Below are 16629 nucleotides of genomic sequence, written 5' to 3'. Positions count from 1 at the left end.
CGCCCGGATGTCCAGAGGCGAATCGTCTTGCAGTGACCTGTGCCACTCTGTCGAATCTTGACGGGGTCCATACAGGAAAGGCTGAATATCCCGCTTGGGCTCGTGATGAAATGGGGCTCGGCCCGAACGGATTCGGTGCGGACGCGTTACGCGTCGAAGGTGCAAGGAAAGTGGCAAGGTCATGGCAATTACTGGCTGCCCGTGAACTCTCGCATGTGAGCGACGACTTCCAGATCGAAGCAACGTGACGACGGCGACAACTCGCCCACCGTAAGAATCGGCCTGGAATCCCCCTGCTCCATCTGGTGTCTCATCTATTCAACTCTGCCGGTGCGACTCCCGGCATGGTCCCTGGCGATGCCATCAACGTCGTTGAACGGTATCCCTGTGTTGTGAAAGGCGTGTCTGATGTCCGGACTTGAGACGGGCGGCCGTGAACTGACGGCTGGGCAACTCGGTATCTGGCGCATCTGTCAATTGGATCCGCAGAACCCGCTGTTCAACATGGGCGAGTACCTAGAGATCAAGGGCGACCTGAAGCTGGAACTCCTGGTGACCGCTCTCCGGCAGGTCGTCGAGGTGAACGACTGCTACCACATCAGTTTCAGTGGCAGCGACGAACAGCCCTACCAGCATTTCACCGCACCCTCGGACTGGGCTCCGCACCTGCTTGACGTCAGCGCTGAGCCGGATCCCGAGAGGGCTGCTCTCGACTGGATGCGCGCGGACATGGACCGTCCGGTGGACCCGCGGCAGGGACCGCTGCACACACAGGCTGTGTTCACATTGGCCGACAACCGGTACTTCTGGTACCAGCGCGGTCACCACCTCATCGCCGACGGGTTGGCCGGTTCCAGCGTCGTGAAGCAGGTGGCCGACGCGTACAACGCGCTGCTGGCCGGATACACAGACACTGCGAAGGCTCCCGGTTCGTTCGTGGATCTCGTCGACGCGGACACGGCTTACCGGGAGTCGGGAGGCTGGGAAGCCGACCGGCAGTTCTGGCTCGACACCCTCGCCGGGCTGCCCCAGGCTCTGCTCGCACGGGAGCGGCGTTCGCCGTTGCCGTCGCGGTCGCGACGGCGACAGCTCCACGACGTCACCCCGTCGGATTCCGCGGCCGTCAAGGCGGCCGCGCGGCGCATGCGCACCAGCTTCTCGGGGCTGGCCATCACCGCCGCCGCGATATATCTGCACGCCAGGACCGGCGAGGAGGATGTCGTATTGGGCCTGCCGGTCTACGGCAGGACCGGCGCGCAGCAGCACCGGATCCCGGCGATGACGGCGAATATCGTGCCCATCCGGCTCCGGCTGAGCGCCGGCCAGACCGTCGGAGAGCTCGTCCGACAGGTGTCCACCACCGTCCGGCAGGCGCTGAAGCACCAGCGCTACCGGTACGAGGACATGCTGCGTGATCTCAACATGGTCGGACGCGGCGACCTGCACGCCTTGTCGATCAACATCATGTCCTTCGACTACGCCTCCCTCACATTCGGCGACTGTACGACCCAGGCTCATGCGTTGACCACAGTGCACTTCGACGACCTGGCGCTGTCCATCTACGACCGCTCCGCCGACGGCCGGGTCGAACTCGCCCTGAACGCCAACGGGGAGCGATTCGACGAACAGTCCGTCGGAGAGGACGTGGCCCGTTTCGGCGCCGTACTGCGGTGGCTGGGCAGCGCCGCGCCCGACGACCGGGTCGGCCGGGCGAGGATGATGGACGCCGCCGAGAGCGCGCACCTCCTCAGCTTGGGGGTCGGTGAGCAGACGCGGTCCGCGCAGACGACGATCGACGCCGTGTTCGCGGCGCGGGTCGTGGCTGCGCCGAACTCGGTCGCGGTCGTGTGCGAGGGCGCCGCGACGACCTTCGAGCAGATCAACGCCCGTGCCAACCGCCTCGCCAGAGTGCTGATCGACCGGGGTGTGGGACCCGAACGCCGGGTGGCGGTGCTGCTGGGCCGTTCGACACAGTGGGTGGTGTCGATGCTGGCCGTACTCAAGGCCGGTGGCGTGTGCGTGCCCGTCGACCCCACCTATCCCACCGAACGGGTGGCGTATCTGCTCGCCGACTGCCGGCCGGTGTGCGTGGTGACCGACGAGGAGTGCCGCCGATCGCTGCCCCGGACCGAGGCGGCGCCGACCGTGGTGCTGGATGGTCCGGCGACGACGGCGGAGATTGAAAGCCGCTCGGCTGCGGACCTCGCGCGCGGCGAACGGACGGGCCACGTGACGCCCGCTGCCGCGGCATACGTGGTCTATACGTCCGGTTCCACCGGCCGGCCCAAGGGCGTAGTCGTGGAACACCGCAATATCGTCAACCTCCTGCACCACCACCAGGCGCACTTCTCGGCGATGAGCGGCGAGTCCGTGCGCGTGGCACTGACCGCGGCACTGTCCTTCGACGCGGCCTGGGACGGCCTGCTGTGGCTGCTCGCGGGCCACGAACTGCACATGGTGTCCGACACGGTGCGGCGCGACCCGAACGAGCTCGTGAGTTACGTGCGAGAGCAGGGCATTGACGTCCTGGAGTCGACTCCGTCCTTCCTGGAGCAGTTGCTGTCGGCCGGACTGCTCTCGGGTGCCCGCACTCCGCGCATGGTGATCTCCGGTGGCGAGGCACTGCGTACCGGTCTGTGGGAGGCGCTGGGATCGACGCCGGGCGTGCAAGGCGTCAACGTCTACGGTCCGTCCGAGTGCACGGTGGACTCGGTCTGGACCGAGATCTCGGGCACCCGTCCGGTAATCGGCCGCCCGGTCGACAACGCCCAAGTGTTCGTACTGGACCGGTCCCTGCGACCTGTGCCCGCCGGGACGGCCGGCGAGCTGTACATCACGGGTGTACCGGTCGCCCGCGGCTACATCGGTCAGTCCGGCCTGACCGCGGAGCGTTTCGTGGCGTGCCCCTTCGGTACGCCCGGGGCACGCATGTACCGGTCCGGTGACCTGGCACGCTGGAGCGTGGACGGTGAGTTGGAGTTCCTCGGCCGGGCGGACGACCAGGTGAAGATCCGAGGCTTCCGCGTCGAGCCCGGCGAGATCGAGGCCGCTCTACGCGTCGATCCTTCCGTCGCCCAGGCCGCTGTCATGGTCCGCGAAGACATCCCGGGTGAGCAGCGGCTCGTCGGTTATGTCGTGCCCGCGCCCGACGCCGGCCACGTGGACGGCCCGGCACTGCGCGCGGCCCTCGCCGCCGCACTGCCCGAGCACCTGGTTCCCTCAGCTGTGGTGGTGCTGAGCGAGCTGCCCCTGAGCGCGAACGGAAAGACCGACAAGAGGGCGCTGCCTGCCCCCGATTGGGCAGCCACGCGGACCGTCCAGCGCGGGCCTGAAGATCCGCAGCAGGAAATCCTGTGCGGTATCTACGCCGACGTACTCCGCGTACCGAACGTAGGCATCGACGACAACTTCTTCGACCTGGGCGGACACTCACTGTCCGCCACCCGGCTCGTGAGCCGCATCCGGTCGGTGCTCGGGACAGAACTGACCGTCAGGTCGGTCTTCGAGGCGCCGACGGTGGCTGCCTTGGCCACACGCCTCACCGACATGGCCGGACGGGGCACCGTCCGCTCCGCCCCGGTCGCAAAGCAGCGGCCCGACCGACTGCCGCTGTCCTCCGCCCAACACCGCATGTGGCTCCTGGGCCGCGTGGCCGGCCCGAGCACGGCCTACAACATGCCTGCGGTGCTCCGACTCGTCGGACCGTTGGACGTAGCCGCACTGGCCACCGCGCTGGACGACGTGGTAGCCCACCACGAGGTCCTGCGCACGGTGTATCCCGAGGTCGACGGTGAGCCCGTCCAGCGCATTCTGCCGCCGCGCTCCGGCCAGGTTCCGGTGGTGGTCGAGGCCGTGGCCGACGGCGAACTGAGCGAAGCCGTCGCCGCCGCCACCATGCGCGTGTTCGACCTCGCGGAAGAACTCCCCATCCGCGCGACCGTTCTGCGCACGGGCCCTGAGGAGTCCGTACTGGTACTGCTGCTGCACCACATCGCCAGCGACGGCTGGTCCATGGGACTCCTCGCGCACGAAGTGTCGCGCGCGTACGAGTCCCGGCGCGAGGGCCGTTCGCCGCACTGGGAACCGCTGCCGGTGCAGTACGCCGACTATGCCTTGTGGCAGCAGACGTCAGGAGCCGTTGGGAGCGGCCTGGGTGATGGAGAGTCGAGCAGCCTCTCCTACTGGCGGGCCCAGTTGGCGGACCTGCCCGAGCAACTCGCACTGCCTGTGGACCGGCCGCGGCCAGTGATCTCCACCCACCGGGGCGGTTCAACCACTCTCGCGCTGGACGCCGATCTGCACGCACGGATTGTGCGGCTGGCGCGCGAACGCGGCGTGACGATCTTCATGGTTGTCCAGGCGGCGGTGGCCGCGCTGCTGTCGCGCCTGGGCGCGGGCGAGGACATTCCTCTGGGCACTCCGGTCGCTGGACGCACCGATGACGGACTGGACCGGTTGATCGGTCTCTTCGTCAACACAGTGGTGATCCGCAACGACCTCTCCGGCGACCCGACGTTCACGGAACTCGTCGAGCGGGTGCGCACCACTGCACTGGAGGCGGTCGTGCACCAAGAGGTGCCGTTCGAACGTCTGGTGGAGGACCTGGCGCCAGTCCGGTCCATGTCACGGCACCCGCTGTTCCAGATCATGGTCACCGTCGCCAATGTGCCCCGGCCGCAGCTCGAACTGTCCGGGCTCGACGTCGACCGGATGCCGCTCGACGAGGTGCCCGCCAAGTTCGACCTGGAATTCGAGTTCACTGAGACGTTCACGACGGACGGCGCGCCCGGTGGCATGACGGGGGAGATCACCTTCGCCCGCGACCTGCTCGACCCGGAGACCGCCCAGGACCTGGCGGCTCGGCTGCACCGGCTTCTCGTAGACGCCGTTACCGACCCGGACCAGCCCGTCAGCATGCTCGACGTGTTGTCTGGGGGTGAGCGGGCTCGGATTCTGGTGGAGTGGAATGACACGGATCGTCTGGTGTCTGCTGCCACTTTGCCGGGGTTGTTCGAGGCGCAGGTTGTGCGTTCGCCCGAAGCTGCTGCGGTGGTGTTCGAGGGTGTCGGGCTGTCGTATGCGGAGTTGAATGCTCGTGCCAACCGGCTGGCTCGGGTGCTGGTGGATCGAGGTGTGGGACCGGAGAGTGTCGTCGCGGTCATGCTGGACCGGGGCGTGGATCTGGTGGTGGCACTGCTTGCGGTGTTGAAGGCGGGCGGCGCCTATCTGCCGGTCGATCCCGGGTATCCGGACGAGCGGATCGCGCAGCTGCTCGACGAGGCCGGGCCGGTGTGTGTGCTGACGGATCGCGCGCGGTCCGCGCGGGTCCTGGCGGCTGGCCGACGGGAGACGGTGGCAGTCGACGATGCCGATTTCGTGCGGGTGCTGGAAGCCGCGTCGGTTGCGGATCTGACTGACGGAGATCGTCGTGGCAGGCTTTTGCCTGGGCATCCGGCGTATGTGATGTTCACGTCGGGTTCGACGGGGCGTCCCAAGGGCGTGGTCGTTGCGCACGAGGGCGTGGTGAACCGGCTGGCATGGATGCAGGAGATGTGTCCGATCAACGCGTCGGACCGGGTGCTCCAGAAAACACCGTTCGGTTTCGATGTGTCGGTGTGGGAGTTCTTCTGGCCATTGCTGGAAGGTGCCACGCTGGTCGTCGCCCGACCCGACGGGCACCGTGATCCGGCCTACCTCGCCGAACTGATCTCACGCGAACAGATCACGGTCACCCACTTCGTTCCCTCGATGCTGCGCGTGTTCCTCACCGAGCCTGCCGCCGCCAACTGTGGAGGGTTGCGCGCGGTGGTGTGCAGTGGCGAGGCATTGCCGGCCGAACTGGCTGCTCGGTTCGGGGCAGTGTTGCCGGGGGTGCCGCTGCACAACCTGTACGGGCCGACGGAAGCATCGGTCGACGTCACGGCATGGACCTGCAACACAGACACAGACACAGACGCGGACGCGGACGCGGTCGCGGTCGCGGTCGCGGTCGCGGGCATGGTGACCGTGCCGATCGGCCGACCGGTATGGAACACGCAGGTGTATGTGCTGGATGCTGCTCTGCGGCCGGTGGTGCCCGGCGTCCCGGGAGAGCTGTACCTGGCCGGAGTCCAGCTCGCCCGCGGCTACCTCGGCCGCCGAAGCCTGACCGCGGAACGGTTCGTTGCGTGCCCCTACGGCAGGGCGAGTGAGCGCATGTACCGCACCGGCGACCTGGTCCGATGGAACCCCGAAGGCGTGCTCGAGTTCCTGGGCCGCACGGACGACCAGGTCAAGATCCGTGGCCAGCGAGTCGAACTCGGAGAGATCGAAGCAGCCCTGCTCGCTGACTCCTCCGTTGCCCAAGCCGCGGTCGTAGTCCGAGAAGGCACCCCAGGCGACCAACGCCTCACCGGATACATCGTGCCCGCCGCAAACACCAACACGATCGACACGCCTGCTCTCCTGCACAGCCTGCACTCTGTCCTCCCCGACCACATGGTGCCCTCCGTCGTCATGGAGCTCGACGGGCTTCCCGTGACCCGGAACGGCAAGCTCGACCGGGCAGCGCTGCCTGCGCCGACACGCGTCCATTCCGCCGACGGCCGAGGGCCGTCGAACCCGCGGGAAGAACTGCTGTGCTCGGCATTCGCCGAGGTACTGGGCGTACCGGCCGTCGGCGTGGACGACAACTTCTTCGAACTCGGCGGCCACTCGCTGCTGGCAGTGCGACTCGCTGACCGGCTGCGCGACCAAGGGGTCACAGTCGATGTGCGATCCCTGTTCACGCACCCCACCGTCGCCGGCCTGGCACGTTCGGTCGGAGAAGCCTCGGTGCCCGTCCCGGCCAATCTGATCCCAGTCGGAACGTCCCGCATCACCGCGGACATGCTTCCGCTGGTCGACCTGAGCACTGCAGAGATCAACCGGATCTGCGAGGCGGTTCCAGGGGGCGCTGCGAACATCGCGGACATCTACCCGCTGGCACCGCTGCAGCAGGGGATCATGTTCCATCACGCCATGGCCGACGGGGTCCACGACGCGTACGTGCTCCCGGTCGTCATGGAGTTCGACTTCCCGACGCGCCTCACGGATTTCCGCATGGCACTGCAGCATGTGGTGGACCGGCACGACATCTTGCGCACTGCGATCGTGTCCACCGGACTTCGCGAGCCGGTTCAGGTCGTGCTTCGGCAGGCCGAGATACCGGTCGCCGACCTGCCGCCAGGCACTACCACCGTCGACATGGATGGCCTCACGGCCGAGCAGATCATCGCCGCTTGCCCGTCGTGGATGGACATTGGCCAGGCACCGATGCTGCGCCTGTGGGTGGCGACGGAGCAGGAGCGGACCATCGCGCTGTTGCAGGTGCATCACCTGGTGCAGGATCACGCCGGACTGGAAATCGTGCTCGCCGAGGTGCGGGCCGTTCTGGCCGGACAGCAGGATGAACTGCCCACCCCCAGGCCGTTCCGAGACTTCGTGGCGCAGGCACTGCTCGGCACGCCGCACTCGGAGCACCTCCGCTACTTCACCGAACTGTTGGGCGACGTGACCGAGCCGACCGCCCCGCTCGGAGTGCTGGACGTGCTCGGCGACGGTACCGGCACCGCCCACGGATCGCTCAAGCTGCCGGGGGGCTTGGCTGCACGGCTGCGCACACAGGCACGCCGCTACGGTGTGAGCCCCGCAACCGTGTTCCACGTCGTATGGGCGCGAGTCGTCGCCGCTCTCTCCGGCCGGGACGACGTCGTGTTCGGAACCGTTCTCTTGGGACGGATGAACGCGGGTGCCGGAGCCGACCGCACCCCAGGCCTGTTCATCAACACCCTGCCGGTTCGACAGGCCCATGTCGGCTGCACGGTCACCCAGGCCCTGCACGCGATGCGCGGCCGGCTGGCCGACCTGGTGGCCCACGAGCACGCACCCTTGTCCCTGGCACAGCAGGCTTCCGGGGTCCTGGCTCAAACGCCCTTGTTCACCTCCCTGCTGAACTACCGGCACACCGGCGGTGCGACGCTGCGTGAAGACGCCGGCCTACCCGGTGTCACCGTGGTCCACAGCCGCGAGTACACCAACTATCCCGTCACCGTCTCCATCGACGACACCGGTACCGGCTTCCTGGTCGATGCCCGCACATCCCCGGAGATCGATCCCGCGCAACTGTGCTCATGGGTCCACGGCGTGACCGCCGCGTTGGTGACCGCTCTGGAGAACACCCCTGACCTTCCGCTGGCCCACATCGAGCTGCTGGACGCAGCAGGTCACGCCAGCTTGCTCGCGGCAGGGACCGGCCCGCTGGTTGACGTACCCGTCGCTACGTTGCCGGGGTTGTTTGAGGCTCAGGTTGTGCGTTCGCCTGAAGCTGCTGCTGTGGTGTTCGAGGGTGTCGGGCTGTCGTATGCGGAGTTGAATGCTCGTGCCAACCGGCTCGCTCGGGTGCTGGTGGATCGGGGCGTGGGACCGGAGAGTGTCGTCGCGGTCATGCTGGACCGTGGCATTGATCTGGTGGTGGCACTGCTTGCGGTGTTGAAGGCGGGTGGCGCCTATCTGCCGGTCGATCCCGGGTACCCGCGGGAGCGTGTTGAGGGTCTGCTGGCGGATGCGGAACCGGTGTGTGTGGTGACGGCTGCTTCTGTGGGTGGATGGTTGCCCTCGGCCGTGGTCCTCGACGCTCCGGAAACGGTGGCGACGGTGGCGTGCGCGAGTTCGGGGGATCTGGCCGGTCGTGGTGTGCTGCCTGGCAATCCGGCGTATGTGATGTTCACGTCGGGTTCGACGGGACAACCCAAGGGCGTGGTCGTCGCACACGAGGGCATCGTGAACCGGCTGGCATGGATGCAGGAAATGTGTCCGATCAACGCGTCGGACCAGGTACTCCAGAAGACACCGTTCGGTTTCGATGTGTCGGTGTGGGAGTTCTTCTGGCCATTGCTGGAAGGTGCCACGCTGGTCGTCGCCCGACCCGACGGGCACCGTGATCCGGCCTACCTCGCCGAACTCATCTCACGCGAACAGATCACGGTCACCCACTTCGTTCCCTCGATGCTGCGCGTGTTCCTCACCGAGCCTGCCGCCGCCAACTGTGGAGGGCTACGTGCGGTGGTGTGCAGTGGCGAGGCATTGCCGGCCGAACTGGCTGCCCGGTTCGGCACAGTGTTGCCGGGAGTGCCGCTGCACAACCTGTACGGCCCGACAGAAGCATCCGTCGACGTCACGGCATGGACCTGCAACACAGACACAGACACAGGCACGGGCGTGGACGCGGTCGCAGGCATGGTGACCGTGCCCATCGGCCGACCAGTATGGAACACACAGGTCTACGTCCTCGACGCCGCTCTGCGACCGGCGATACCCGGCGTCCCGGGAGAGCTGTACCTGGCCGGTGTCCAGCTCGCCCGCGGCTATCTGGGGCGCAGAGGGTTGACGGCGGAGCGGTTCGTGGCCTGTCCCTACGGCGGGGCGGGTGAGCGGATGTACCGCACCGGGGACCTGGTCCGATGGAACTCCGAGGGCGTCCTGGAGTTCCTGGGCCGCACCGATGACCAGGTCAAGATCCGCGGCCAGCGGATCGAGCTGGGTGAGATCGAAGCAGCCCTGCTCGCTGACTCCTCCGTTGCCCAAGCCGCGGTCATAGTCCGAGAAGACACCCCAGGCGACCAACGCCTCACCGGATACATCGTGCCCGCCACAGACACCCACACGATCGACACGACAGCCCTACGTTCCGGACTGCAGCGCGTACTGCCCGAACACATGGTGCCCTCCGCGCTCATCCAGCTCGGTGAGCTACCGCTGTCAGTCAACGGCAAACTCGACCGACGCGCCCTACCCGCCCCTGCCACGCGCACTTCGGACGTGCCCGGCGGGCGGCCCTCGACCCAAAGAGAGCGGGACATCGCTGCCGCCTTCGCCGAAGTCCTGGGCGTACCCGAGGTCGGCATGGACGACAACTTCTTCGAACTCGGCGGCCACTCCCTCCTGGCACTGCGGCTGGTTGAACAACTGCGTGCTCAAGGCATCCCGGTGGATGTCCGTACCATCTTCGCGCAGGCCACGGTGGCCAGGCTCGCTGAGGCGGCCGGGTCGGACGAGGTGGCGGTGCCGGCGAACCGGATTCCCGAGGGCGCCCGCGCGATCACTCCGGAGATGCTGACCCTGGTGGAGCTCAGCTGCGAGCAGATCGAGCAGATCGCCGCCGGCGTACCGGGCGGTGCGGCCAATATCGCGGACATCTACCCGCTGTCGCCACTGCAGGAAGGCATTCTCTTCCACCACCTGCTCGACCGAGGCGACCACGACGTCTACGTGCAGCCCGCAGTACTGCGCTTCGACTCGGCCGAGCGCTGGGAAGCCTTCCATGCGGCCTTGCAGGCCGTAGTCGATCGGCACAACACCCTGCGCACCGCGATCCACTGGCAGGGTCTGGACGAGCCTGTGCAGGTCGTGCTGCGCACGGGCACCGTTCCCGTGGCCACCGTGGATGTGCCTGCGGGCGAGGACGTGCTGACCGGACTTCTGGCGGCCGGTCCGTCCACCATGGACGTCACCGTTGCGCCTATGGTTCGGCTGTCGGTCGCAAAGGAAGCCGACGGCGCTGTTCTGGCTGCCGTCCGAGTGCACCACCTGGTGCAGGACCACACCGCCCTCGATGTCCTGCTGAACGAGGTCCGGGCCTTCGTGCTCGGACGCCAGGAGGAACTTCCGCAGCCGGTGCCGTATCGGGAGTTCGTCGGACAGGCCCGGCTCCGGGTACCGGCTGAGCAGCACACCCGTTACTTCACCGACCTGTTGGGCGACGTAACCGAGCCGACCGCGCCATTCGGGGTGCTCGATGTGCTGGGCGACGGCCGTGACACGGCCGAATCGTCATTGGCGGTGACAGCAGACCTGGCTGCACGACTCCGGGACCAGTCCCGCAGGCTCGGCGTGACCACAGCGACCGTCTTCCATGTGGTGTGGGCCAGGGTGACCTCGGCGCTGGCCGGCCGCGACGACGTCGTGTTCGGCACTGTCCTTTTCGGCCGTGCTCACGGCGGATCGGACCGGGTGCCGGGACTATTCATCAACACGCTGCCTGTGAGGCAGCCGACGGGCGAGTTGCCGGTGATCGACGCCGTGTACGCGATGCGCGACCAACTGGCCGAGTTGATGGTGCATGAGCACGCCCCGCTGTCGCTGGCACAGCGCGCCAGTGGTGTACCGGCGGGCACCCCACTGTTCACTTCGCTACTCAACTACCGCCAGGTATCCGGCAGCGAGGGTGGGCTCACCGTCGGGTTGGAGGGTGTGCAGGTGGTGCACGCACGCGACGCCAACAACTATCCGCTGATGCTGTCGGTGAACGACACCGGAGACGACTTCCTGCTCATGATCAACGCGGCGGGATCCATCGACGCGCACTCGGTGGGTGCCATGACGCACACCGCGCTGCAAGAAGTGGTTGCCGCGCTGGAGAGCGACGACCCTGCCCTCCTCGGCCGATTGGACGTGTTGTCTGGGGGTGAGCGGGCTCGGATTCTGGTGGAGTGGAATGACACGGATCGTCTGGTGTCTGCTGCCACTTTGCCGGGGTTGTTCGAGGCGCAGGTTGTGCGTTCGCCCGAAGCTGCTGCGGTGGTGTTCGAGGGTGTCGGGCTGTCGTATGCGGAGTTGAATGCTCGTGCCAACCGGCTGGCTCGGGTGCTGGTGGATCGGGGCGTAGGCCCGGAGAGTGTCGTCGCGGTCATGCTGGACCGGGGCGTGGATCTGGTAGTGGCACTGCTTGCGGTGTTGAAGGCGGGTGGCGCCTATCTCCCGGTCAATCCCGGGTATCCGCGGAAGCGTGTTGAGGGTCTGCTGGCGGATGCGGAGCCGGTGTGTGTGGTGACGGCTGCTTCTGTGGGTGGATGGTTGCCCTCGGCGGTGGTACTCGACGCTCCGGAAACGGTGGCGACGGTGGCGTGCGCGAGTTCGGGGGATCTGGCCGGTCGTGGTGTGCTGCCTGGCAATCCGGCGTATGTGATGTTCACGTCGGGTTCGACGGGGCGTCCCAAGGGCGTGGTCGTCGCACACGAGGGCGTGGTGAACCGGCTGGCATGGATGCAGGAGATGTGTCCGATCGACGCGTCGGACCGGGTGCTCCAGAAGACGCCGTTCGGTTTCGATGTGTCGGTGTGGGAGTTCTTCTGGCCGTTGCTGGAGGGTGCCACGCTGGTCGTCGCCCGACCCGACGGGCATCGTGATCCGGCCTACCTCGCGAAACTCATCTCACGCGAACAGATCACGGTCACCCACTTCGTTCCCTCGATGCTGCGCGTGTTCCTCACCGAGCCTGCCGCCGCCGATTGTGGAGGGCTACGTGCGGTGGTGTGCAGTGGCGAGGCATTGCCGGCCGAACTGGCTGCCCGGTTCGGCGCAGTGTTGCCGGGGGTGCCGCTGCACAACCTGTACGGGCCGACAGAAGCATCGGTCGACGTCACGGCATGGCCGTGCAAGACGGGCGCGGACACGGTCGCGGGCATGGTGACCGTGCCGATCGGTCGACCGGTGTGGAACACGCAGGTCTACGTCCTCGACGCCGCTCTGCGGCCGGTGATACCCGGCGTCCCGGGAGAGCTGTACCTGGCCGGCGTCCAGCTCGCCCGCGGCTACCTCGGCCGCCGAAGCCTGACCGCGGAACGGTTCGTGGCCAGTCCCTACGGCCCTGCCGGTGAGCGCATGTACCGCACCGGGGACCTGGTCCGATGGAACTCCGAGGGCGTCCTGGAGTTCCTGGGCCGCACGGACGACCAGGTCAAGATCCGTGGCCAGCGAGTCGAACTCGGAGAGATCGAAGCAGCCCTGCTCGCTGACTCCTCCGTTGCCCAAGCCGCGGTCATAGTCCGAGAAGGCACCCCAGGCGACCAACGCCTCACCGGATACATCGTGCCCGCCACAGACACCCACACGATCGACACGACAGCCCTACGTTCCGGACTGCAGCGCGTACTGCCCGAACACATGGTGCCCTCCGCGCTCATCCAGCTCGGTGAACTGCCACTGTCAGTCAACGGCAAACTCGACCGACGCGCCCTACCCGCCCCTGCCGCACGCACTACGGAAATGTCCGGCGCGCGGCCCTCGACACAAAGAGAGCGGGACATCGCTGCCGCCTTCGCCGAAGTCCTGGGCGTACCCGAGGTCGGCGTGGACGACAACTTCTTCGAACTCGGCGGCCACTCCCTCCTCGCCGTACAACTGGTCGAACGGCTGCGCATCCGCGGCCTGTCTGTCGATGTGCGGACGCTGTTCGCCCGGCCGACGGTCGCCGGACTCGCAGCCGCGACCGGTCGCGATGAGGTCGTCGTACCTCCCAACCGCATTCCTGAGAACGCGCAGTCGATCACGCCGGACATGCTGCCGCTGATCGACTTGGACGTTATCGACATCGAGCGGATCGTCGCCGCAGTCCCGGGTGGCGTGGGGAACGTTGCCGACATCTATCCGCTGGCCCCCTTGCAGGAAGGCATCTTCTTCCATCACCTGATGACCATGGGCGGTAGCGACGTATATGTCCAGCCGGTCGTGTTGGCCTTCGATGCGCGGGCGCGAGTCGACCAGTTCCTCAAGGCGCTGCAAGACGTGGTGGACCGGCACGACATTCTCCGCACCGCGATTGTCCAGCTCCGCTCTGGTGACCCGGTGCAGGTCGTGCTCCGACACGCGCAGGTGCCGGTGAGCACCGTCGATGTGCCGGCCACAGCGGACGCGCTCGACTACTTGCTGGCCGTGGGCGGAGCGACAATGGATCTCGGCCGCGCGCCGCTGGTCCATGCGCAAATCGCCAGTACGCCGGACAGTGGTCGGACACTCGTCCTGTTGCGGGTCCACCACCTCGTCCAGGACCACACCGCGTTGGACACGGTGCTGGGTGAGATCCGGGCCATCCTGGCCGGTCAGCAGGACCGACTGCCCGCGCCATTGCCCTTCCGGGACTTCGTGGCGCAGGCACGGCTCCGGGTGTCCCGCGAGGAACACGAGCGCTATTTCACCGAACTGCTCGGTGATGTGACCGAACCGACGGCCCCGCTCGGCGTATTGGATGTCATCGGCGACGACGTAGATGTAGCGGAGTCAACGATGCCTTTGCCGGCGACGGTGGCCGTTCGGCTGCGGAATCAGGCGCGTCGCTTCGGGACCACGCCCGCCGCAATCTGCCACGTCGGGTGGGCCAGGGCCACCGCAGCGCTGTCCGGGAGGACCGATGTCGTCTTCGGCACCGTGCTGTTCGGTCGGATGGGAGCCGGATCTGGTGCGGACCGCGTGCCGGGCCTGTTCATCAACACACTCCCGGTTCGGCTGCCGACCGGCGAGCTGACGGTGGCGGGCGCGGTACTTGCGATGCGCGACCAGTTGGCCGAACTGATGGTGCATGAGCACGCTCCGCTGTCTGTCGCACAGCAGTGCAGTGGAGTTCCGGTCCGGACGCCTCTGTTCACCTCGTTGCTCAACTACCGACACAGCGACGCGGACCACGCCAACAGTGCTGTGACAGACGGCATAGACGTACTGCATGCGCGAGACGTCACCAACTACCCCGTAGCGGTGTCGGTGGACGACACCGGTGTCGGATACACGATCAAGGCCCAAGCCAGAGGCGGGATCGACGCCGAGTCGGTGGCTGGATGGTTTGCCACCGCCCTGGAGGGTGTCCTCACCGCCCTGGAGACGGCATCGGACACACCGCTGAGTTCGGTCGAGGTAATGACGCAGGCGCAGCGTCGCCAGACTCTGGTTCATTGGAATGACACGGATCGTCTGGTGTCTGCTGCCACTTTGCCGGGGTTGTTCGAGGCGCAGGTTGTGCGTTCGCCCGAAGCTGCTGCGGTGGTGTTCGAGGGTGTCGGGCTGTCGTATGCGGAGTTGAATGCTCGTGCCAACCGGCTGGCTCGGGTGCTGGTGGATCGGGGCGTGGGACCGGAGAGTGTCGTCGCGGTCATGCTGGACCGGGGCGTGGATCTGGTGGTGGCACTGCTTGCGGTGTTGAAGGCGGGCGGCGCCTATCTGCCGGTCGATCCCGGGTATCCGGACGAGCGGATCGCGCAGCTGCTCGACGAGGCCGGGCCGGTGTGTGTGCTGACGGATCGCGCGCGGTCCGCGCGGGTCCTGGCGGCTGGCCGACGGGAGACGGTGGCAGTCGACGATGCCGATTTCGTGCGGGTGCTGGAAGCCGCGTCGGTTGCGGATCTGACTGACGGAGATCGTCGTGGCAGGCTTTTGCCTGGGCATCCGGCGTATGTGATGTTCACGTCGGGTTCGACGGGGCGTCCCAAGGGCGTGGTCGTTGCGCACGAGGGCGTGGTGAACCGGCTGGCATGGATGCAGGAGATGTGTCCGATCAACGCGTCGGACCGGGTGCTCCAGAAAACACCGTTCGGTTTCGATGTGTCGGTGTGGGAGTTCTTCTGGCCATTGCTGGAAGGTGCCACGCTGGTCGTCGCCCGACCCGACGGGCACCGTGATCCGACCTACCTCGCGAAACTCATCTCACGCGACCAGATCACGGTCACCCACTTCGTTCCCTCGATGCTGCGCGTGTTCCTCACCGAGCCTGCCGCCGCCGATTGTGGAGGGCTACGTGCGGTGGTGTGCAGTGGCGAGGCATTGCCGGCCGAACTGGCCGAACGCTTCCGGGACGTACTGCCCGAAGTGCCGCTGCACAACCTGTACGGGCCGACAGAAGCATCGATCGACGTCACGGCATGGACCTGCAACACAGACACAGACACGGACATGGACACGGTCGCGGGCATGGTGACCGTGCCGATCGGCCGTCCGGTATGGAACACACAGATGTATGTGCTCGATGCAGCTCTGCGGCCGGTGGTGCCCGGCGTCCCGGGAGAGCTGTACCTGGCCGGAGTCCAGCTCGCCCGCGGCTACCTCGGCCGCCGAAGCCTGACCGCGGAACGGTTCGTTGCGTGCCCCTACGGCAGGGCGAGTGAGCGCATGTACCGCACCGGCGACCTGGTCCGATGGAACCCCGAAGGCGTGCTCGAGTTCCTGGGCCGCACGGACGACCAGGTCAAGATCCGTGGCCAGCGAGTCGAACTCGGAGAGATCGAAGCAGCCCTGCTCGCTGACTCCTCCGTTGCCCAAGCCGCGGTCGTAGTCCGAGAAGGCACCCCAGGCGACCAACGCCTCACCGGATACATCGTGCCCGCCACAGACACCAACACGATCGACACGACAGCCCTGCGTACGGGACTGCAGCATGTACTGCCCGAACACATGGTGCCCTCCACGCTCATCCAGCTCGGTGAACTGCCACTGTCCATCAACGGCAAACTCGACCGACGCGCCCTACCCGCCCCCGAGATGCGTTCAGCCAGTGTGAGACGTGGACCATCCACGCCACAGGAGAAGGCACTCTGCGCCGTCTTCGCCGAAGTCCTCGGCATTCCAGACGTCGGCGTGGACGACAACTTCTTCGAACTCGGCGGCCACTCCCTGCTGGCCACACGTCTAGTCGGGTGCATCCGCACCGAACTCGGCGCGGAGGTACCGATCGCGGCGGTGTTCGAGGCGCCGACCGTCGCCGGACTGGTCCGCCTGCTCGGCCAGCCTGCACCCGTCCGGCCTGCGCTGCGGGCTCGGGCCCGGCGCGCGGAGGACAGCGAGTGACCAGAA

Annotated in this window: 1 protein-coding gene; it reads left to right on the top strand. The window is 67.0% G+C overall.

What is annotated here, in order from left to right:
* Window positions 1–408: 408 nt before the first annotated feature.
* On the top strand, window positions 409–16623 hold the full coding sequence (locus DN051_RS44080; RefSeq protein ID WP_112443305.1) for a non-ribosomal peptide synthetase: 16215 nt from the start codon (window positions 409–411) through the stop codon (window positions 16621–16623).
* The last annotated feature ends 6 nt before the right edge of the window (window positions 16624–16629 follow it).

Source organism: Streptomyces cadmiisoli, assembly GCF_003261055.1.
GTDB lineage: Bacteria > Actinomycetota > Actinomycetes > Streptomycetales > Streptomycetaceae > Streptomyces > Streptomyces cadmiisoli.
The sequence above is the reverse complement of the archived record's forward strand: the minus strand, read 5'-3'. Positions and strand labels throughout refer to the sequence as shown.

What these genes read in the sequence shown, in the direction of transcription:
- DN051_RS44080 (WP_112443305.1), top strand. Translation starts at nt 409, where the DNA reads ATGTCCGGACTTGAGACGGGCGGCCGTGAACTGACGGCTGGGCAACTC.